At 56.3% G+C, this 20406-nt stretch carries 15 protein-coding genes; 11 read left to right on the top strand and 4 right to left on the bottom strand.

Annotated features, from left to right (window positions below; all coding sequences use genetic code 11):
• Nucleotides 1-61: 61 nt before the first annotated feature.
• From SH573x_RS21580 to SH573x_RS21570, 3 genes are all read left to right on the top strand, one after another.
• A complete protein-coding gene (locus SH573x_RS21580; RefSeq protein WP_479349853.1) occupies nt 62-3430 on the top strand; it encodes an ATP-binding protein in 3369 nt (1122 codons plus the stop codon).
• Nucleotides 3427-4575 carry a Wadjet anti-phage system protein JetD domain-containing protein gene (locus SH573x_RS21575; protein WP_479349852.1) on the top strand — a complete coding sequence of 383 codons (1149 nt, stop codon included), beginning with the start codon at nt 3427-3429 and terminating at the stop codon, nt 4573-4575. Before SH573x_RS21580 ends, SH573x_RS21575 begins: the two co-directional genes overlap by 4 nt.
• Nucleotides 4576-4838: 263 nt before the next feature.
• Entirely contained in the window at nt 4839-6395 is a 1557-nt protein-coding gene (locus SH573x_RS21570) for a hypothetical protein (RefSeq protein ID WP_479349851.1), read from the top strand.
• A gap of 116 nt (nt 6396-6511) precedes the next feature.
• Here SH573x_RS21570 and fliG read toward each other — a convergent pair whose 3' ends face one another.
• Nucleotides 6512-7525 (bottom strand): flagellar motor switch protein FliG, encoded by a 1014-nt coding sequence (gene fliG, locus SH573x_RS21565; RefSeq protein WP_479349850.1) that lies wholly within the window; start codon nt 7523-7525, stop codon nt 6512-6514.
• 358 nt (nt 7526-7883) lie between these two features.
• Here fliG and SH573x_RS21560 point away from each other — a divergent pair, with 358 nt between their 5' ends.
• The 3 genes from SH573x_RS21560 to SH573x_RS21550 all read left to right on the top strand — a co-directional run bounded on the left by SH573x_RS21560 (nt 7884) and on the right by SH573x_RS21550 (nt 10025).
• Nucleotides 7884-8126 (top strand): hypothetical protein, encoded by a 243-nt coding sequence (locus SH573x_RS21560; RefSeq protein WP_479349849.1) that lies wholly within the window; start codon nt 7884-7886, stop codon nt 8124-8126.
• 542 nt (nt 8127-8668) lie between these two features.
• Complete coding sequence (locus SH573x_RS21555; protein ID WP_479349848.1) at nt 8669-9259, top strand: response regulator; 591 nt, start codon at nt 8669-8671, stop codon at nt 9257-9259.
• 28 nt (nt 9260-9287) lie between these two features.
• The gene (locus tag SH573x_RS21550; protein ID WP_479349847.1) at nt 9288-10025 is read left to right on the top strand and encodes a sensor histidine kinase; all 738 of its coding nucleotides are present in this window, start codon (nt 9288-9290) and stop codon (nt 10023-10025) included.
• 200 nt (nt 10026-10225) lie between these two features.
• Here SH573x_RS21550 and SH573x_RS21545 read toward each other — a convergent pair whose 3' ends face one another.
• On the bottom strand, nt 10226-10915 hold the full coding sequence (locus tag SH573x_RS21545) for an EF-hand domain-containing protein (RefSeq protein WP_479349846.1): 690 nt from the start codon (nt 10913-10915) through the stop codon (nt 10226-10228).
• Between the two features lie 198 nt (nt 10916-11113).
• Here SH573x_RS21545 and SH573x_RS21540 point away from each other — a divergent pair, with 198 nt between their 5' ends.
• The 4 genes from SH573x_RS21540 (at nt 11114) to SH573x_RS21525 (ending at nt 17830) form a co-directional block, all read left to right on the top strand.
• Nucleotides 11114-11668, top strand: a complete 555-nt coding sequence (locus tag SH573x_RS21540; RefSeq protein WP_479349845.1) for a DUF2760 domain-containing protein — start codon at nt 11114-11116, stop codon at nt 11666-11668.
• Entirely contained in the window at nt 11661-13475 is a 1815-nt protein-coding gene (locus SH573x_RS21535; protein WP_479349844.1) for an Hsp70 family protein, read from the top strand. The genes SH573x_RS21540 and SH573x_RS21535 overlap by 8 nt, the downstream gene beginning before the upstream one ends.
• Entirely contained in the window at nt 13472-16345 is a 2874-nt protein-coding gene (locus SH573x_RS21530) for a hsp70 family protein (RefSeq protein ID WP_479349843.1), read from the top strand. The genes SH573x_RS21535 and SH573x_RS21530 overlap by 4 nt, the downstream gene beginning before the upstream one ends.
• A 423-nt stretch (nt 16346-16768) precedes the next feature.
• On the top strand, nt 16769-17830 hold the full coding sequence (locus SH573x_RS21525; protein ID WP_479349842.1) for a hypothetical protein: 1062 nt from the start codon (nt 16769-16771) through the stop codon (nt 17828-17830).
• A 55-nt stretch (nt 17831-17885) separates the two neighbouring features.
• On the opposite strand, the gene SH573x_RS21520 is transcribed toward SH573x_RS21525, so the two are convergent.
• Nucleotides 17886-18182, bottom strand: coding sequence for a hypothetical protein (locus tag SH573x_RS21520; protein ID WP_479349841.1), 297 nt, complete (start codon nt 18180-18182; stop codon nt 17886-17888).
• A gap of 139 nt (nt 18183-18321) precedes the next feature.
• Between SH573x_RS21520 and mscL the strand changes: the two genes are divergently transcribed.
• Nucleotides 18322-18720 (top strand): large-conductance mechanosensitive channel protein MscL, encoded by a 399-nt coding sequence (gene mscL, locus SH573x_RS21515; protein WP_479349840.1) that lies wholly within the window; start codon nt 18322-18324, stop codon nt 18718-18720.
• A 109-nt stretch (nt 18721-18829) separates the two neighbouring features.
• Here mscL and SH573x_RS21510 read toward each other — a convergent pair whose 3' ends face one another.
• Complete coding sequence (locus SH573x_RS21510; protein WP_479349839.1) at nt 18830-20314, bottom strand: DUF1501 domain-containing protein; 1485 nt, start codon at nt 20312-20314, stop codon at nt 18830-18832.
• Between the last annotated feature and the right edge of the window lie 92 nt (nt 20315-20406).

Here is a 20406-nt window from a genome sequence, read left to right as displayed (position 1 = left end):
CGATCCGGTCGGTCAATCTCCGAAACAGGACCGTGGAAAGACAACTCAAAAAGCACGAACTATGGACTTACCGTTAGACGATCTACCGCCTCCACCACCTGGGTTTCGCCTGGCCAAGCTGGAGGTTTACAACTGGGGCACCTTCGATGCGGCTGTGTATTCTGTGCAGCCGCGCGGGCAGACCACGCTCTTGATCGGTGAAAACGGATCGGGCAAATCAACGCTGGTCGATGCATTGTTGACCTTGCTGGTCCGTCCCCAGACACGCAATTACAACGTGGCTGCAGGCGCGACTAAAAACGAGCGCGACGAACGGACCTACATTCGCGGGGCCTACGATCGCACCCTGGGCGATGGTGGGCGGCCGCAAGTTCAATATCTGCGTACGGGTCGCAATCACTACACCGTTATCCTGGCCGCCTTTGAAAATGCCGGCTCAGGCAAGATCTTTACGGTTTGTCAGATCCTGTATTTGGATGCGGAAAATGCAGTTGAGAAGATCTATGCCTTTGCCGAGCAGGAACGCGGGATCGTCAGCGACTTGGGGGACTTGAGCACTTCCAGCGGCATGGCGAGGCAATTGCGCGAGCGTGGTTTTAAGACGACGACCAGTTACAAAGAATATTTTCAGTGGCTGCAAAAGGCCACCGGCTTTCGTCCCAAAGCGATGGACATCTTCAATCAAACCGTGGCCGTCAAAGATGTGCAGCGGCTGGATGTGTTTATCCGCCAACACATGCTCGAACGCAAACCGTGGAATGAGCGCGTCGGTCAGTTACTTCGCCACTTCGGCGAGTTGAGCGAATCGCATCGCATGTTGGTTCGTATTCGCCAGCAGGACGAGTTGCTGCGACCAGTGGTCACCGAAGGCCAGCGCTACGAAGCACGCCTGGCTGAAGTCACGCTGGCCCGCCGGCGGCTCGACGCTACCCAATTGTTCTTTGCCCGCCGACAAGTCGATTTGTTGCAGCCCATGTGTGCCAAGTGGCAGGAGCAAATCGATTACCTGGCTGGCGAAATCCTTCGATTGGACAAGTTTCAAGACAAACTGCGCAAAGAGATCGCCCAGCTGGAAGTGGAGATCGATAGCGCCGGCGGTGAACGGCTGCGATCTCTACCGGGTTTGATTTCTCAGCAAGAAGAGTTAGCACGCATCAAAGAATCGCGGCGCAAGACTTTTGAATCGCAGCTCAAAGCGGCTGGTATCACCACACCGATCACTTCACCAGAACAATTCGCCAAGGTGCGAGCGGTGATCGGCCAGCGGCGTCGAGAATTGATCGACGAACGCAGCCAGGTTCAACAGAAGTACGACGCTTTGCAGTACCAGATCGGTAACTTGCAAAAGCAACTGGCCGACGACAAGGCCGAAACTGCCGCACTGGAACGTCGCAAAGGCAATCTACCTGAGTCGTTTATCTCGTTACGTGAAAAGATGTGTCGCGATTTGAAGCTTGCCCCCAGCGATCTGCCCTTCGTGGCCGAATTGATCAGCGTGGGCGAGGGCCAGCGCGACTGGGAAGCCTCGATTGAGCAGGTGTTGCATGGCTTTGCTCGCAGCTTGCTGGTATCGAGCGATGTTTACGCGCGAGTGGCCGGCTACGTCGACCGCACGCGGCTGGTCGATGGCTACGGCCAAGGGCAACGGCTGGTTTACCTGCGTGTCAGTTCGCGGACCGATTCCGATCAAGGCGCTGACGCGGCGCAGACCAAGAGCAAACGCGGCGCGACACTGATCGAAAAACTCGAGTATCGCCAGCATGAACTAACGCCTTGGGTGCGGGCCGAAATTCTGAACAAATACAACTACCAGGCGTGCGAAACTATCGAAGAGTTCCAACGGGCCACCGGCGCAGCCATGACGCGCAATCGCCACTTCAAAAGTGGTCATACGCGACACGAAAAGAACGACCGCAGCGCGCCCGATGATCGTCGCTACTTCGTCTTGGGCTGGGACAACCGCGCCAAACGCCTAGCCTTGGCCGAGTCGATTGCCCTCAGCACGCGCGAGTTGGAAGATTATCAACTGCGAGCCCAGCAAGTGCAGACCGAAGTCACGCGCTTGATTGCCGCTTTATCCGCTCTGGAACAAACGGACCTGGTCGATGACTTCGACGCTATCGACAACGATCGACATGCCTGCGAAGCCGCCAAGATGCGGGTGGAACGCGAGAAGTTGGAACAAACCGATGATACGATCCGCCAACTCAAATTGATGGTGGCCAAGCTGCGCGAAGAGGCCGATGGCTACAAGTCGGATCGCGACGCACACATCGCCACCCGCACGATGCGCGAAGGGGAATTGAAACAAGGTAGGCGCTGGTTGGTCGGTGCCCAGGAACGACTGCAGTCAGCGGAGAGCGACGGACGGTTGGCAACGGCTGAAACCGAATTCGAAGCTTTAGCCGAGTTAGTCGGCGGGCCGTTGACCCTGGACAATGTGGCAATTTTGCCAGAAGCTTTCGAACGACAACTCCGTCAGAACTTCGATCGCTTGCAAGACTCGCTCGTGCCGGTGGCCAAAGAACTCACCAGCGCCATGACACGCTTTCTTAAAAAATTCCCCGATGAACACGCTGACTTGGATGCGCACGTGGCTTCGCTCTCCAGCTTTGTCGCCTTGCACGCACGTATCGCGCACGATGATCTGCCACAGCACGAAGAGCGTTTCAAGAAACGGCTGAATGAAAAAGTGCTGCATGAAATTGGACTGCTGCATGGCGGCTTGGAAACGGAGCGTCAGGAGATTCGCGACAAGATTTCCCAATTAAACGTCGCCTTGAAGTTGTTGCAGTGGAAACCAGGCACCTACATGCAACTGGAACCCAGCGATGTACAAGATCGCGAAATCCTCGATTTTCGACGCGAGTTGTCGGGCTGTTTATCGGGGACCTTTGACGGTACGCCCGAAGCCAACGAGGCTACGTTTGTGCGAATTGAAAAACTGGTCGCCAAGTTGCGCGACGAAAACAATGTTCGTTGGCGCGATAAAGTGGTCGATGTGCGGAATTGGTTTTCCTTCGCCGCTCGTGAACTGGTCGCCGAGACTGGCGAAGTACGCAGTTTCTACGACGGCGGCACAGGGCAGTCCGGTGGGGAGAAAGGCAAGCTGGCGTTTTTGGTGCTGGTTGCGGCCATCGCATACCAATATGACTTGGAACCCGATGCCGAAAGCAGTGATCGTTTTCACTTTGTTATGGTCGACGAGATGTTCTCGCGCAGTGATGACCAGCATGCCGAGTACGCGCTCGAACTGTTCGAACGTTTTCGTTTGCAACTGCTGATCGTCGCTCCGCTGGATGCCAAGGCGCGCGTCACCGAACCGTATGTCGGCACTTACCTCCACGTAGTGAAAGACAAGCAAACGCATCGCAGCCAGTTGCTGTCGATCACCGCGGAAGAATTACACCAATCCGTAGAACAGAGTTGATCACACCAGAGGAAATTCGGTCCAAGGCGGAACGTTTGTATCCGCAACTGGTAGCGGCTTGGATAGCTGGCCAGGAAACGTATCCCATCGGTTTGCGCGGGAACTTCAAACCATCGCCAGTGGTCAGTCAAGCAATTGCCGAGCAACAGTTGCTGCGCGAACATTCGAAAGATGTGCGCGGGTTTGGATACTCCTTGATCTTTGAAGAACGCAACTCACGCGGCTATGGTCAGCAACGTTTTGCGATCGGCGCGAGGTTTGATTCGCGCGACGATGTCCTGCGATTGATCGGTAAACTGACCGAGTTCCAACGGTTGACACGCACGATCCAAGAGGTGCGCACGCGCCAGCCACTGCTGGAGTCATGGCTGCTGCCGCGAGGCTGGAAACGACTCATCAGTCTCGGCCCCGAAGTTTCGCAGTTGCTGGATGTCGTTGAATATCTGCAAGCCCATCCATTGCCTGGGTGCTTTATTCGCGAGTTGCCCTTGGCGATATCAACGAAGCTGGTCGAGGCGCACGAGAGCTTGCTGGCTCAGTGGTTGGACCGCGTGTTGCCCGCCAGTGCCATCGACTTTGATTTTGCTCATGATCACTTTGCCAGTCGCTACGGCTTTCGCGCCAAAGACGATCAGTTGTGGTTGCGAGTACTCGACCCAGAGATGCAGCGGGAACTGCAATGCCCGGGCAGCGAACTGGGACTGCCCTTGAAGACGCTCGCTGCTCTCCCGGTTCACGACGCGCAGGTGATCATTGTGGAGAACAAGATCAACCTGCTCACCTTGCCGATGCGGCCGCGTACGGTGGCCTTGGGTGGATTGGGCAATGCGGTCAGTCGCTTGTTTCGGATTCCTTGGATCGATACTTTACCCATCAAGTATTTTGGTGATTTGGATATCGAGGGCTTGAGGATTTTGGGCAACGTGCGACGGCAGTGGCCGCAAACCGTCAGCCTGCTAATGGATGACGCTACTCTGCTGGAGTACCAGGCACTGGCGATTCCCGGTATGGAGCACCCGCCGGGGACCGAGCCGCCTGCAGAACTGACCGCCCCGGAGCGGGCCGCTTTTGAGATTTGTCGCGATCGCAATTGGCGACTGGAACAAGAGCGTCTGCCCCAGCGGGCGATCGAGGACCGAGTCTAAGATTCCAAATTCCGAATCTCAAATTGGGCTCGAGCCCGGCAGCGTACCACCCGGCAGCGGTACACTCAGGCAGCGGTTTTAGCTAAAGACTTGGTAAACTGGCGAGGATAGTAGCGCGCGTTTTGGGTAGTGGTGAGTATGATGAAGGAAGCGCGGCAAGCCGAGCTTGCTGGCGTCCTTGTGCCTTCGTTTCCTGCCCAGGTTTTTCGCTCTGAGGCAGCTTTAGCTCGTCGTCCAATTGAAGCGTTGGGAAGCAGACCGCCATGTCGTTAGGTGGAATACTAATTCTGGTGCTCCTGGTAGTTTCTCTGTTCGTATTTATCTACTTGATTGTAGTTACGAACAAAGCCTGGGGCGTGTTGCAGACGGTCTTGCTCTGCTTTCTCTTTATCGAGTGCTGGGTATTCCTGCTATTTGCCGGTCGAGCTCTCGACAAACGCCTGGCCATGCTGAAGGATTACTCGACGACTGCAGCCAACGTAGAAAAGCTGAAGAAGGATGTTGAGAAGCTGACCTATGGCGGCGACAGTGTTAGTGAAGATCAGGAGGCGTTTATTCCTCTGTCGGGCAAAGCGCGACGATTGGCCGCCGACCGCGGTCGAGTATGGCGCAATGTTTCCAAGGCGGGATACGACAATGGTACGTTGCGATTGGAACTGACATCGGCGGCAGCCGCCGGTGCAACCGATCCAGCGGTGCCACCGGCTGAAGGCGACCCTGCCGCCCCTGCCCCTGCAGCAGCCGGGGCCACCATCCCCACCAACATGATTGTCTACGCGTTCGGCCAAGGTTCGCTCGACCCAGCGCCAGCCGCCGCGGCACCGGCCGAAGCCGCTTCGCCGGCCGACGGTAGCGAACCAGCTGCTGAAGATGCGGCCCCAGCCGAACCCGCTGCAACGGAACCCGCCGGCGATGCGACCGGTGGCAAGCAAGTGCCTAAAGCCTACATCGGTGAATTCCGAGTGGCGGAAAGTGCTCCTGGGACCGTCTCACTGCAAGCCGTTGTTCCGTTAGGCACCAATCAAGCCAAGAACATTGATGATGCCGACTCGTTTGTGCTGTACGAAGCTTTGCCGCAAGACAGCCATGATACCTTCGTCACGCCGGGTTCACCCGCAACCGAACAAGCTGTCTTTGGACCTGCCAACCAGGCTGCGTTGAGCCAACTACTGCAAACGGTACCAGCCGATCGCCGCGAGGCCTTGCTGAGCGCTTATCTCCGCGACGGCACCGATGCCAACGATAATGATCCATCGATCAATGTGTGGGTACATGTCGAAGTCGTCAAACCCATCAAGATGGACGTCGATGGCGGCAAGACCAGTGCCACCGAGGGAACCTACTTCGATATCAATGGTCGCACAGTCGATAGCCGTCTAATGTTAGGCGCCGACAGCAAAGAAGTGACTGTGGCTGAAGGCAAGCAATTGCTGCTACCCCAGAGCACTGATGTGACCAACTACATCAACAATGGTGACCTGAAAGTCCTGCGTCGTGTGTATGTGCGACCGCTAAACGCTTATGAAACCGGTTTAACCGAGCTACGCGTGCGTTTAGGCGAAGTGACCCGCCTGCTCGATGCGGCTGATCGCGAAGCCGCGCTGATGCAGCAAGCCAACACTCTAAATGAATCGACGCGTCAGTCCTACATTCAACTGTCGCAACGTTTGGCGGCCGATCGCGACATGTATCAGCAAGAGATCGATGCTCTCAATAGCGAAGTCCAATCAGTTAATACTCGCGTGCAAGCGACTAAGAACGAGATGATCAAGTACTGGCGCGCCGTGCATTCGATGCGCGATCAGATGGTCGGCCAGTAAAAGCGCATCAGGCTCATCGTCCTGAACACTGGCAGAGCTAATGCTCAGCCAGTGATTCCCCGGCCAGGAACTTGTGCAGTGGTACTGTGCAGTGGCACTGTGCAGTGGCACTGTCTTTAGGCCACAAATTCTTCTTCTTGATCGGCGCTGGGTCGCGAGAGTTGTCCGGCATCTTCCAGCGAGCGAACGATGTCGACCACCTTTTGCTGGATGGCTTCGACTTCGCTGAGCCGTACTTTGCCCAGGAACTCCATTTCTTCGCGGAGCATATCGGCGGCGCGTTGGGACATGTTGCGCATGATCTTCTCTTGTAGCGCCTGGCTGGCACCCTTGAGCGCCATGGCCCATTGGCTGGTTTCGACGTTCTTGAGCACGGCTTGGATGTCTTTGTCCGACAGCTTGCCCACATCTTCGAAGACGAACATCAAGCGGCGGATTTCGTCGACCAGTTCAGGTTTGTCGCGCGACAATCCATCCAGGATATTGCGCTCCGTTGCGCGATCGCAGACGTTCAGCATTTCGGCCACTGCGGGCACGCCCCCGGCCTTCTGGAACGACTGGCTCATAAAGAGGCTCATGCGTTGAGCCAAAGCGTCTTCAACTTCTTCGATGGCTTCGGGGCTGGTCTGACCCATTTCGGCGATGCGTTGGATGACCGCCAACTGTCGCGCGGCGGGCAGACCATTCAGAATCCCAGCGGCGACTTGCGGTGGCACGTGGCTGAGCACCATCGCAATGGTTTGAGGGTGTTCATCGATCAAGAACGAGAGCACGTTTTGTGGATCGGCCTTGTGCAGGAAGCCGAAGGGCAGCGCCTCGAGGGTCTGCTGCAGCAGCGAGAGCATATCGCCGGCGTCTTTGCCCAAGGCTTTTTTGACCAGGTTCTTGGCGCGATCTAACCCGCCCGAGTTCGGGGACAGTGCACTGGGTTTGCCCTGCAAGAACTCGGTGATCACGCGCTCTTGGTCGCGTCCGGAGACCGTGTCTAGCTGGGCAATGGCCAACGAAACGGTCTCGACGTAACTGCGCGGCAACTTGGCCAGCAGTGACGCTGCATCGTCCTCTTCGAGGCTCATCAGCAGAATCGCGGCCTTACGCACGCCATCGCTGACCAATCCAGTGACTGACATTGTTCTTCGCTGAGCGCTCCGAGTTACCCTGGGGCCGATCCACACAGGCTGGAAGCCTATGCCACAATCCACACAGGCTGGAAGCCTATGCCACAATCAGGCGAGTGGACCGCCATGCGATCATCATCTGAGCTAGGGCAGTGCGGTCTGCGGGAATTCTTCTCAAGCTAGCATTGGCGGAACCATGGCAAAAAGATTGCAGACAGTATCACAAAGCGCAGACATCGCTCAGGATCGTTTCAAGAGCCACGCTCGATACAACCGATACAATCGCCAGACGAACATGTCGCTTTATGCGCCCAGAGGGAATTCAACCTTTGGCGAGCAGTGTCTTGGCAGGGGACGGGAGAAGGGAAAGATGATGTCCGAATCGAAACGCTACGGATGGCGCTTGGCGCTGAGCGGACTGGTACTGATGGGTTGCGTTGCGTCGTCAACTGGCTGTCAGGTTTCCGTATCCGGCCAAACGTTGCCCAGCCCATATTATTTGCTGGACGATGTTCAGTATTTCCCAGCTGGGCCAGAGAACAAATTAGCCAATGAAACAGCCGCGCTGAAGCGCGCACAAGTCGAAGCCGCCCGCGCCAAACAACAGCGCTAACGTTCGGCAAACTAATTTTGAATCACCGGAATGCTGACCGCATTCCGGTTTTTTAGTAGCGGAAGGCGTCAAGCCTTTCGAGCTTGCCATTGCCGAAAGCCTTGACGGCTTCCACTACCCTAGGGCCCTACACCTTGGCCCCCATTCCCACCCAACTGTCTGAGCAGGTTGGAGGTCTTTTGCAACTGGCGAAAAATGGGGAAGATTTTTTCGCCAACTCTGTAGCGATTGCTGTAAGCCTTTGTCAATCATGGACTTAGAGCAAAACAATCGATATTGACCCAGTCTCCTCATCCGCTATAATCCCGCAATCGTGTCAAGCTTGGCAAGCTTGGCAGGAGCGGAGATTGATAAAGGATAGATGTAGTACGAGAGCTTTGCGGCTTTCGACAACAAGATTTTGAGGGAGCGTCGAGCCAACCAGCCGTCTACGGTGGACGGGTCGGATTAACGTCACCAGCGCGTGAGAAACCGCGCAGGACATGTTCTGTGGACGTTGATAGGTTGGTTCAGCCATCAAAGAGGAAGGATGGTTCTGAGCAATGACCAGTACAAAGACGGTATTTACCACCGGTGAAGCAGCTAAGATCTGCAAAGTAAGCCAGCAGACAATTATCCGTTGCTTTGACAACGGCAGCCTCAAGGGATTTCGAGTCCCTGGCAGCCGATTTCGCCGCATTCCGCGCGATCAGCTGTTCAGCTTTATGAAAGACAACGGCATCCCTACCGATGCCTTGGAAGACGGCAAGAAGAAACTGCTGATTGTCGATGACGATCAAGATTTGGTAGAACTGATGCAAGACGCGTTCGAACGCGATGGTCGGTTCGAAATTCGCACCGCCAACAACGGCTTCGCAGCCGGGATGGGTGTGAAAGAGTTTCGACCTGATATCGTAGTCTTGGACGTGATGTTGCCAGATATCAATGGCAAAGAAGTTTGCCACCGCGTGCGCAGCGACAAGACGCTCGACTCGGTCAAGATCATCTGTATCTCAGGTATGATCGAACAGGATAAGGTGGGTGATTTGCGTGCGGCTGGCGCAGATGATTTCCTGCAAAAGCCTTTCACGGTGGATCGCTTGATCGATCGCGTTTGTGATTTGTTGGATATCGAAAAGCCGGTATCTGCCTGAGCGTAATCCCAAGTGAATAGAAGTCGCCATGCTCAAGGTTCCACCTGACGGTAGCCGCATGTACTCAGATCATGCAGCGCCGCAGGACGCTCTTGAGCGCGCCGCGCGCGAAATAGCCTACCAGATGGCTTATGGGTTGAGTCATGAACTGAACAACCCACTAGCCAACATCGCGGCACGTGGGCGATTGTTGGCTGAGTCGGAGTGCGATCCGCAGCGGCGTCAACAACTATCAGCCATCGTCGATCAAGCCATGCGTGGTTGTGAAATGATCGCTGACTTGATGCTCTATGCGCGACCACCGCAGTTCACTCCGCAAGTCTTTGCGGTAGATCAACTGGTCACCAGGCTGGTGCAGTGCGCCGGTGCTGGCTGTGCACCCAGTGTGCAAGTCAACTTGGTAGTCGTGTCAACCGAGAAGTCTTGGCTTGTTCATGCCGATGCTCAGGCAATTGAAGAGTCCGTGTGGGCCATATTGCGCAATGCCTGCGAAGCCGCTCATTCGCGTGTTGAGGTCGAGCTCGACCAGAACTCGGTGGCGGGAGAAATTGTCATCGAGATCATTGATGACGGTCCAGGGCTAAGCCCAGCCGCGCTTGAGCACGCCTTTCATCCCTTCTTCAGCGGCCGCGAAGCTGGTCGCGGAATTGGTCTGGGCCTCAGCAAGGCTCGCCGCTTCCTGGAGTTGCAAAACGGCAGCGTGACGATTGCCAGTAGCGATTCGCCAGGCTGCCGCGTGCGTGTTTCGCTGAAGAAAGAGCCATGAGGCTTCAGTGCGAGCAAAGTTTGGTCAGAGGGTGCACCTCGCCGCGCGATCGTTTAACCCGTAGCCGCCAGGCGAGGAGAACCCGCTAACCATCGTTGCCTACAAAGTGGCGGAACCTGCTAACCATCGTTGCCTTCCCAGTGGCAAAGTTTGGTTAGAGGGTGCACCTCGCCTGTCGGCTACGGGTTAAACGAACCACTCTATTCGCTGGTAGGGCGTTGGGAGCGCGTGCCTTCTTCGGCTTCTGGCCCCTCGCCACGTCGTCCTTCACCGCGACCACCTTCACCGCGAGCGCGGCCCATTTGGCTGGCGACTTTTGTCAGTTCTTCTTTGGACAACTTGCCGTCGCCATCGGCGTCCGCGCGAGCGAAGATGGGTTGCATGCCTTCAGGCAGTTCTTCTTTTTGTAGGAAGCCATCGCCGTCTTTGTCGCTGGCCATCAAGCGGTTGACAAACGCGGTTGGATCGCCCCGTCCGCCGAAACCACCTCCGAATCCACCACCAAAGCCGCCCATAGGGCCGCCTTCCGGCATGAGCTCTTCTCTGGTCAGTTTGCCATCGCCGTTTTTATCTAGCTTCTTCAAGGCGGCAACCGCGCCGTCGATTTCAGCCGTTGAGATTTCGCCATCGCCATCGGCATCCAGCGCAGCCATCACCGGCATGCGCATCATGAACATGCCTGGACCACCTCCCGATCCACCGCCAAAACCACCGCGACCGCCACGTCCACCTTCCCCACGCTCGCCGCCACGTCCACCTTCACCGCGTCCACGCTCGCCGCGTCCACCTTCACCCTCGCGCGGTGGTTGTGCCAAGGCGACCGAACCGGCCAGTGCCAATGAGCAACAGGCGATGCGTACCGAGTTTTTGAAACGTGTTGAGAGGCTCATAGTATTTACTCCGAGAGAGGATATACGTAAGGGACGGAGGCCCGGTACCACTTGGCGCGCCGGTGTCGCACTGGGATTACTAAACCCATTGGCTCGGTGCTAGTTTCGGTGCGGGGGCTGCCGATTTCGGCTTTGGGCGCTTAAACTTGTACCTTTCCTTTCCCCTGCGGTGACCTCCCCAGAAGTAACTGATTTGCAATGGCAATTGGACTGGCATTCCGGGCATTCTTTAAAGTCTTGTTCAACCAGGATGTGGCCAAACGCGTCAACGCGGCCTTATCCGACCAGGCAATCGCCGCACCTCAAATAGCAATTGCAGAGAAGCCTGTGCCGAAAAAAGTTGACGTGACTGCTGCGCCGCCCAAAGCCGAGCGCAGTGACGCCCTGACGTTACTTAGTACTCTGCAGCGTGAAGCCCGCTTGTTGGATCTGGTCGGCGAACCGCTCGATCAATTCGACGATGCACAAGTAGGCGCTGCGGCTCGGCAAGTCATCGGTGATGTACGCAAATCGCTCGAGCGCATGTTCGCTATCGGGCCGCTGGCAGCCACCGACGAGGGAAGCACCGTAGATATTCCGCGGCCCACCTCGCCCGCGCGATACCATCTGATGGGTCGCGGAACCGAGCAAGCGGCTCGCGGTACGATCGTTCATCGAGGTTGGAAGGCGGATCGCTGCCAAACACCATCATGGAATGGTGCACGCGAGGATGCTTTTGTTCTTTCGCCAGTAGAGATAGAAGTTGATGGTTAGTAAATTTTCGGTGGGCATCGACTTGGGCACCACCAATAGTCTGCTGGCCTATGCGCCGCTAGACTCGGAGACCGCACAAGTCAGCCTGTTGCCAATCGCGCAAGTCGTTGCCCCCAATCAGATCGAAGCTCGCGAGAGCCTGCCCAGCTTTCTGTATTTGCCCGACGAATCCGAGATCGCCAGCGGCGCGTTGGTCATGCCCGACGGCAATCCTCGCGATCCGGTTGTAGGCAGCTACGCTCGGCAAATTTCCGCCGAACAACCTGACCGCACGATTGCCGCAGCCAAGAGTTGGCTGAGCTATGCGCGCGTCGATCGCAAAGCCCCGATCTTGCCTTGGGGCGCAGGCAGTGAAATCGCCAAACTCTCGCCAGTGGAGGTCTCGCGCATCCTGCTGCGCCACATCGTCAATGCCTGGCACGCGCAATTTCCCGATGCGCGTTTGAATGAGCAATTGGTGACGCTCACAGTGCCGGCTTCGTTTGATGTAGTGGCTCGAGAGTTAACGCGCGAAGCGGCCCTGGCCGCCGGACTGCCGGACGATTTCATTCTTTTAGAAGAGCCTCAAGCGGCCGTGTATCACTGGCTGGCCGTCAGTGGTGATGCGTGGCGTAAAGCGGTCAACGAGCGCGACTTAATACTCGTGGTCGATGTTGGCGGCGGTACGACCGACCTGACGCTGGTACGCGTTGAACAAGAAGCCGGTGAACTCGTGCTACGCCGACTGGCCGTGGGCGACCACTTATTGGTTGGTGGCGATAACATGGATGTCGCCTTGGCTCACTATGTTGCCGGCCGCTTCAAAGAGAAGGGGCTCAAGCTAAACGCCTGGCAATCGGTATCGTTGTGGCATGCCTGTCGACGCGCCAAAGAGAGTTTGTTATCCGCTGGTGGTAAAGAGACAGAATCCATTGCACTGCTAGGACGGGGATCGCGATTAGTCGGCGGCACAGTCACCATCGATGTCAATCGCAGCGAAGTACAAAAGCTGTTGGTTGATGGCTTCTTTCCGCTTTGCTCGACCGATGCGCGTCCCGAGCGCGGTACGGTCTCAGGCTTTCAAGAACTGGGGCTGCCCTACGAAGCCGACACGGCCATCACGCGTCATGTGGCTGCCTTCGTAGCCGACAATCACCAGCGCCAGGCTGCTGAAGAGACTGGCAGTCAAGCGATTGCTCATACTCATTTGTTACTCAACGGCGGTGTCTTTAAAGCCACACAATTGCGCGAACGTTTGAGCGAAGTTATTGCGGGCTGGAATAGTGGACAGCCAACCAGTACGCTCAGCGATACCGCGGATCTTGATCAGGCGGTGGCTTGTGGCGCGGCCTGGTATGGTTGGACCAAGCAACATGGTGGCGTGCGCATCCGCGGTGGTACGGCTCGCAGTTATTACATCGGCATCGAGACCGCAGGCCTGGCGATTCCAGGCATGCCACGTCCACTGCAAGCCGTGTGTGTTGCCCCGCAAGGCATGGAGGAAGGCACCTCGCTGGATGTGCCTTCGCGCGAGATTGGCCTGGTGGTAGGCAAGCCGGCTCGCTTTCGCTTCTTTTCATCGACCCAGCGCAAGCAGGATCGCGTCGGCACGGCGCTGCGCGATTGGGACGAAGATGAATTGCAAGAGACAGCGCCCATGGAATTGGAACTGCCCGCTGGCGATGGCAACGACGAGAACTTTGTGCCCGTGCGTTTTCACAGCCAACTATCGGAGCTAGGAGTCTTCGAACTCTGGTGTTACAGCTCACGCGACGATCAACGTTGGAAATTGGAGTTCAACGTCCGCGAGGATGCAGGTGAAGCGTGAACGCCGCAGCTACCGACGAATCGACCAGCGCACTGGCTGCGTTTGAAAAAACGCTCAGTCGCTATATCGTTGGCATCGACTTGGGCACCACCAACAGCGCCGTGGCTTTCGTCGATACACTCAGCGGCCAGCCGCCGGTGGTCGAACCATTTCACGTGGAGCAGTGGGTAGATTTTGCGTCGCGCGAGCCGCGCGATGTACTGCCATCCTTTCATTACGAACCCACGACAGAAGAGGCCAACAGTCTATCCAAGATTGCGGGCTACCCGGTAGAGTACGTGGTGGGCGAGTTGGCACGCGACGGCGGCGCGCGTCAACCGGGACGCCAGATTGCGTCGGCCAAAAGCTGGTTGTGCCACGATGGAGTCGATCGGCAATCACCTTTATTGCCCTGGCATAGCGATCCGGGGGTGAACAAACTCTCGCCTGTTAGCGCCAGCTCGCGCACCTTGGCTCATCTGCGCGCATGTTGGGACCACGCGCATCCTAAACATCCACTGGCTCAGCAGGATGTGGTCCTGACATTGCCAGCCTCGTTCGATGAAGTGGCCAGGCAATTAACGATCGAAGCGGCCAAGATCGCTGGCCTGCCGCGCGTCTTGCTGGTCGAAGAACCTCAGGCCGCCTTCTATTGGTGGCTGGTGCGACATCAGGCTAACTGGGAACAAATCGTTTCCGTGGGCCAAACTATATTGGTATGCGATATCGGGGGTGGCACCACCGACTTTACGTTGATCCGCGTGCGTAGGGCGGCTGGTCAGTCGCAATCGTCAGCCGAAACTCTGCATGAGGTCGATCGTCAACAGTTGTCTTTGCATCGAGTGGCTGTGGGGCAGCACTTGATCCTGGGCGGGGACAACATCGACTTGGCCTTGGCCAAGTTGGTCGAAGCCAAACTTCCCACCGGACAGAAACTGAGCGCTCGCAGTTGGGATATCTTGCGCTCGACTGCGCGCAATGCCAAAGAACAGCTGCTTGGGGCAGCACCGCCGGCTCAATACTCGGTCGCAGTGGCCAGTGGCGGCTCGCGATTGATCGCTGGGCAAACTCGCGTTGAACTGAATGTGACAGACACGCAGTCGCAGTTGCTCGATGGCTTCTTTCCTTGTGTGGGAATTGATGCGCGACCTATCGAGCATCAAAGCGGATTTCAAGAGTTTGGTTTGCCCTACGCAAGTGATCCGGCTATCACCAAACACCTGGCCGCTTTCTTGTGGGATCATCGGCGGGCTGGGCGCACCGATGAGGAAACGACCTTCAGCGAGCTGGAAGCCGCGAAACCTGACTGGGTTTTGTTCAATGGTGGCGTGCTGGCTTCGCAGCAGATTCGCCAGCGCATTCTCGACGTGCTGGGAGCATGGTTTACACCGCCAGGCTTGCCGCCTTGGCAACCAGGCGTACTGGAAAATGATCGTCTCGATTTAGCCGTTGCGTGTGGCGCGGCCTACTTTGGACTGGTGCGTCGTGGATTGGGAGTGCGTATCGAAGCCAAGCTGGCGCGGTCGTATTACCTGGTCGTTTCCAACGATCCGCCCACGGCCATGTGCATCGTGGGTGGCGATGCCAGTCCGGGTGACAAGAATCGTATCCTGCAACCGCCACTAGAGTTGGCCGTGGGCGAACCGGTTCAGTTTCCAATCGTCTACTCCAGCACACGCCTGGCGGACAAACCCGGACAACTGGTGGAGATAACACCCGATCAGTTCACACACCTGCTGCCGATCCGCACCGTGTTGCAGTTGCCAAGCCGCAAACGCTCGGACTTACTGCAAGTCGTTTTAGAAACCGAACTGAGCGAAGTGGGCACGTTGCAGTTATGGTGTGCGACACCCGATGGTGCACAGCGCTGGCAACTAGAGTTCGATGTGCGCTCGACGACCGAAACCGATCGTGATGCGGTCATGACCAGTGGCGCTCAGTTGGGTGTGGTGGAACATTCGCTGCGGCAATCGGCACAGCAAGTCTTGATACAGGCTTTCAACGGCAGCTCACCCAGCGATGTAGTCAAGCAGCTGACGCAAGCGCTGGGTATGCCCAAGCATCAATGGCCGCCCAGTTTACTGCGAAGCATGTGGCAAGATCTGCTGGAGCTGGATCAAGGTCGCAAGAGCAGTGCGACGGCGGAAGCTCGTTGGCTGAACTTGTTGGGTTATTGTTTGCGTCCTGGCTATGGCATGGCGGCCGATGATTGGAGAGTATCGCAGACGTGGCGCACTGTGTATGGCAAGCTGACTTTTGCGACGCCCAGTTCACGCAGTGAATCACTTATTTTGTGGCGGCGAGTGGCCGGTGGATTCACTGCTGGCCAACAAATGGCCGTCTATCAACAGGTTGCTGGCCCCTTGCGCGGTTTGCTGGATCCAGTTCGGCGGGCCAAAGGCAGCGCAGGCAGTTTGCAGCCAGCAGAATTGGTCGAGATGTTGCGCCTGGTGGGTTCGCTGGAATTGTTGCCACAGTCCGAAAAGCAATTGCTCGGTGATTGGCTATTGCCGCTGGTTGACAACAAACGCTGGCAAGCGGCTCGCGATGCCATGCTCTGGACTATCGGTCGGTTGGGCAATCGCGTGCCGACCTACGGTCCCTTGAACACTGTCATTGGCGTCAACGCGGTAGAACAGTGGCTGGAGAAACTCTTGCGCGTGGCACCCCGCACTTCGGCCTGGCAGCTAGCGATCATGCTCTGCGCCCGACGCACAGGCGATCGCTATCGCGACATCGATGAGCGCTTGCGAGCTTCGCTAGTCAATCAACTCCAGGATGCCCCCGAGCACTATCGCCAGCTGATCACTGCAGGTGGCCAATTAGCCGCCGAAGAATCGACTCAGATCATCGGTGAATCTCTGCCCCTGGGTTTACGGACTTCTTCGTAGCCGAAGAGATCGTACAGCTTTTAATTCAGTTGTACGGAGGGCTTTATGTCACCTCTCCCAAGCTTTGCTTGGGGGAGGTCGGAGCCAGCGTTAAGCTAGGCTCCGGGAGGGGGCTCGTTACCGAAGTGGAAGTATTTGCAGCAGAATACACCACACAAATTGTTTCGCTGCAACAAGCTAAAATCTGGACGATCTCCGAAGACCAGACTTTGGATGAATACGATTACGCCTCCAATCTCTGGCGAGATCGGCTACCTCCCAGTCAAACGTCACGCAACCGAGGCTAACGCCTACGGCTTAGTTGATCCACTGACAAAATATTCTGCGATTTCGGCAACTTTATACGGCAAGCTGCGACAACCCTTGTAGGTTCTTGTCTACTCAGCCCCAACTGTGGGAATCCATTCGACATACGAGGCCGATATGTCCGATTTCAATATTGATGTTAGTTATGTCGTCATACCCACCCGCGACGGCGAGATCAACGAGTATGTGTGCCGCGAGGCGGCGGCGATTTCCAGTTACTTTACCTATTCACGCCAAGTCATATTCGTCAACGGCATGCAGAACAGTGGCAAGGCTCACGCTGAGTCGGCCATTTCATTATCCTTGGTCCAAATGTGTCCAGTCATTGGCGTGTTCAATCAGTCGAGCGGTTTTGTAGCGGACCTGTGGCAGTGTTTGATGGACAAGAATCAGTTTCAGGGGCTGTCGAAAACGGCGCAGTCCAAGATCGACTCTCGCAATAGTTTGTGGAACCTGATCTTGCAAGGTAATCGCACTTCGGCCCAGGCTGCAGCTGATGCCTTGGACCGCAATCCAGCTCAAGTCTCGCTGTTTCATTTGCTGCGTCAGCCAGAAAATCGATTTCGCGAAATCTTTGCTCATAGCCAAGGCAATTTGATTCTCAGCAACGTGCTCCAAGCGATTGCAGCCGTCGACGGGCCGGAAAGCCTGCGTGGGCGAACCGTACATACGTTTGGTTCGCCGGCGGTCGTCTATCCGCCTGGGATTCTGCTGTACGAACACGGCTATACGTTTGACCCAGTTAACTGGCTGTCGGGACTGGATACTAGCTTCACTATTTCCAAAGTCGGCGTACCAACCGGCAGCAAGAACCCGATCACGCATGGTTTCCTGTGGTACATGCGCGACGACCCACGCTTCATCATCAATCGCTTTCGCACAGGTGGCTGGGGCATGACCTTCAACATGGACGAGGCTGGTCTGGCTGAGTGCCTGGTGGCCATGGGTGCCAACTTGCCACGCGTACAACGTATCGTTGACTACCTCGATGCCAACCACAACAGCGATGCAGATGACGTGGTGCTGCTGTACTTGCAGCAGATCAAGGACAAGCCGGAGATTGTAACGGCGCTCAAAGGCAATGCGCCGCTAAAAGAGCTGCTGGTCAAGACGCTTGACGAAGGATGGACCAGCAGTGAGGAGAACGACGAAATTCAGTGGCTGAAATCGCTCAGCTGAACCCTTGCATTTGCCTGGATTCCTCTGCGATTCTCTGCGTTTTTAAATGGAACCCCTAATGCCGCGTGCGGATGGCATTCAAATACGAGAAGATCAGGCACAAACCAGCGATGACTGCTGTGTAGAACATGACTTCGCGAATCGAAGTTCGCCGACGGCCAACCACAAACTCTCCTGTCCGTTGCAACAGTAGGTAAACCAGCCAACACGACAATCCAAACAAGGCCATGATGGAAACGCACGAGATGGATTTGGACTCTGCTGAATTGGTCTGGGCCAGCAACAGTTGCGCGGCACCATAACCCCCTAAATCAACCAGGCGGTAAACTCGACTTAACTTCAATTGATTCATCGTTTCAGCTTTTGCGAAATTGCTAGCGACCGTCAAAATCTTTCGGCGGTGCGACGGGCAGGCACTTCTAATAGCGTCATCATTCTGCTACCATGCCGCGCTTGAATCCACCCGAGCTTCAACATAAAGGATTAGCCCGATGAGTCTGATTAAAGAGTTTCGTGATTTTGCCATGCGTGGCAACGTCGTTGATTTGGCTGTAGGTGTCATTATTGGTGGCGCATTTGGCAAGATCGTCTCGTCCTTGGTGGGCGACATTGTCATGCCCGCAGTCGGCAGTTTGGTTCAGGTCGACTTCAGCAAGTACAAGTATGTCATCACCCCTGCAGCGGAAAAGGTCGACGAAGTAGCAATTCGCTTCGGGCAATTTGCTCAAACGATCATCGACTTCACCATCGTGGCAGCCGCCATTTTCATGGTGATCAAGCTAATGAACGCAGCCAAGAAAAAGCAAGCTGAGACACCTGCCGAAGTCCCAGCCACGCCGGAAGACATCGTGCTGCTCCGCGAAATCCGCGATAGTCTGCGCATGCGATAAGCTTCTCAAGTCAATGACTGTTATTTTGCGCTGCTAACGCTTCGCCAACTTTACTGTAGCGGAAGCCGTCAAGGCTTTCGAGCGTTAGTTTGGGCAACTCAAGCTCAGCTCACGCACAGATACCGCTGACGATATCTCCGTGGATATCGGTCAGTCGGTATTGCCGACCTTGATAACGGAATGTCAATCGTGTGTGGTCGATGCCGCACAGGTGCAGCAGCGTGGCTTGCATGTCGTGTACGTGCACAGGGTCGGCAGTGATGTTCCAAGCGAAGTCATCGGTCGCGCCGTGCACATGTCCGGGTTTGATGCCGCCGCCGGCCAACCACCAACTGAAGGCACGTCCGAAATGGTCTCGGCCCTTGGGGGCACTGGGATCCCCTTGCCCAAACGGCGTGCGACCAAATTCTCCGCCCCATACGACAAGCGTGTCGTCGAGCAAGCCTCGTTCTTTTAAGTCCATCACCAGTGCTGCAGAAGGTCCCTCGGTGTCTTTGCACTGGGCTTCCAGTTGAGTGAACAAGTTGTTGTGCTGGTCCCAGCCGGCATGCATCAACTGCACAAAGCGCACCCCGCGTTCCAGCAGTCGTCGCGTTATCAAACAGTTGTTGGCAAAGGTGCCCTTTACCAGCGCGTCTGCGCCGTAGCGGTCCAACGTGGCTTGCGATTCATCGGAGAAGTCAACCAGATCGGGAACGCTCGATTGCATACGAAAAGCCATTTCGTATTGGGCGATACGAGTATCGATCTCGGGATCGCCGTACTCATTCAAGTGAGCTGCATTCATAGCCGCCAGGTCGTCCAAGATAGCGCGCCGCGCCGCGCTGCTGACGCCCGGCGGATTGGCCAGGTACGGTACCAGGTCACCTGTGTTGCGAAAACGCACGCCCTGATAACGACTGGGCAAGAATCCGCTGCCCCAGTAATAGTCGAAGAACAACTGGCCACACGTCTTGCCCTTATCGCTGCTGGTCATGACGACGAAGGTCGGCAAGTTATCCGTCTCGGATCCCAAACCATAAGCCAACCAGGCACCGAAACTGGGTCGACCTGGTACCTGGGAACCGGTCATAAAGAATGTCACACCCGGCGCATGATTGACCGCTTCAGTGTGCATACTGCGCACGACGCAAATGTCATCGGCAATCGAACCAACACCTGGCAACATCTCGCTCAGCTCGATGCCCGACTTGCCGTAACGTTGGAACGGTTTAATCGCCGGTACACAGGGCCACTTGCCATAGCCGCTGGACATTGTGGAGAGCCGTGTGTTGCCACGCACCGAGTCGGGAATGTCCTTGCCAGCCATTTCGCGCAAGACAGGTTTTGGATCAAACAAGTCAACATGCGATGGACCGCCTCCTTGCCAGAGGACGACCACGCGTTTAGCTTTGGGTGCGTAGTGTGGCACGCCGGGCAACCCCGGAACCTTGCCCGTAGTGCTGGTCGATTCGTCAGTTGCCCCGGCTTCGCGGCCCATCAAACTGGCCAAGGCCGCCATGCCGACTCCCGCCGCAGTCCGTCCAAACAACTGCCTACGAGTGACCCGGGCACTATTTTGCTGCACAAGTTCGCTGAGATGTAGTGAGTGCATGATCGATGGCGGGAAGAAATAGGTGGGAAGTGGGTATCCATATATTATAGTCAAAATCCTAAGCCGACGGCGTTAGCCGCGGTTGAATGACC

Source organism: Rania fehmarnensis (assembly GCF_056494185.1).
The sequence above is the reverse complement of the archived record's forward strand: the minus strand, read 5'-3'. Positions and strand labels throughout refer to the sequence as shown.

Coding starts and splice junctions, on each gene's coding strand:
- SH573x_RS21580 (WP_479349853.1), top strand. CDS start 62: ATGGACTTACCGTTAGACGATCTACCGCCTCCACCACCTGGGTTTCGC.
- SH573x_RS21570 (WP_479349851.1), top strand. CDS start 4,839: ATGTCGTTAGGTGGAATACTAATTCTGGTGCTCCTGGTAGTTTCTCTG.
- fliG (WP_479349850.1), bottom strand. CDS start 7,525: ATGTCAGTCACTGGATTGGTCAGCGATGGCGTGCGTAAGGCCGCGATT.
- SH573x_RS21560 (WP_479349849.1), top strand. CDS start 7,884: ATGATGTCCGAATCGAAACGCTACGGATGGCGCTTGGCGCTGAGCGGA.
- SH573x_RS21555 (WP_479349848.1), top strand. CDS start 8,669: ATGACCAGTACAAAGACGGTATTTACCACCGGTGAAGCAGCTAAGATC.
- SH573x_RS21550 (WP_479349847.1), top strand. CDS start 9,288: ATGCTCAAGGTTCCACCTGACGGTAGCCGCATGTACTCAGATCATGCA.
- SH573x_RS21545 (WP_479349846.1), bottom strand. CDS start 10,915: ATGAGCCTCTCAACACGTTTCAAAAACTCGGTACGCATCGCCTGTTGC.
- SH573x_RS21540 (WP_479349845.1), top strand. CDS start 11,114: ATGGCAATTGGACTGGCATTCCGGGCATTCTTTAAAGTCTTGTTCAAC.
- SH573x_RS21535 (WP_479349844.1), top strand. CDS start 11,661: ATGGTTAGTAAATTTTCGGTGGGCATCGACTTGGGCACCACCAATAGT.
- SH573x_RS21525 (WP_479349842.1), top strand. CDS start 16,769: ATGTCCGATTTCAATATTGATGTTAGTTATGTCGTCATACCCACCCGC.
- SH573x_RS21520 (WP_479349841.1), bottom strand. CDS start 18,182: ATGAATCAATTGAAGTTAAGTCGAGTTTACCGCCTGGTTGATTTAGGG.
- mscL (WP_479349840.1), top strand. CDS start 18,322: ATGAGTCTGATTAAAGAGTTTCGTGATTTTGCCATGCGTGGCAACGTC.
- SH573x_RS21510 (WP_479349839.1), bottom strand. CDS start 20,314: ATGCACTCACTACATCTCAGCGAACTTGTGCAGCAAAATAGTGCCCGG.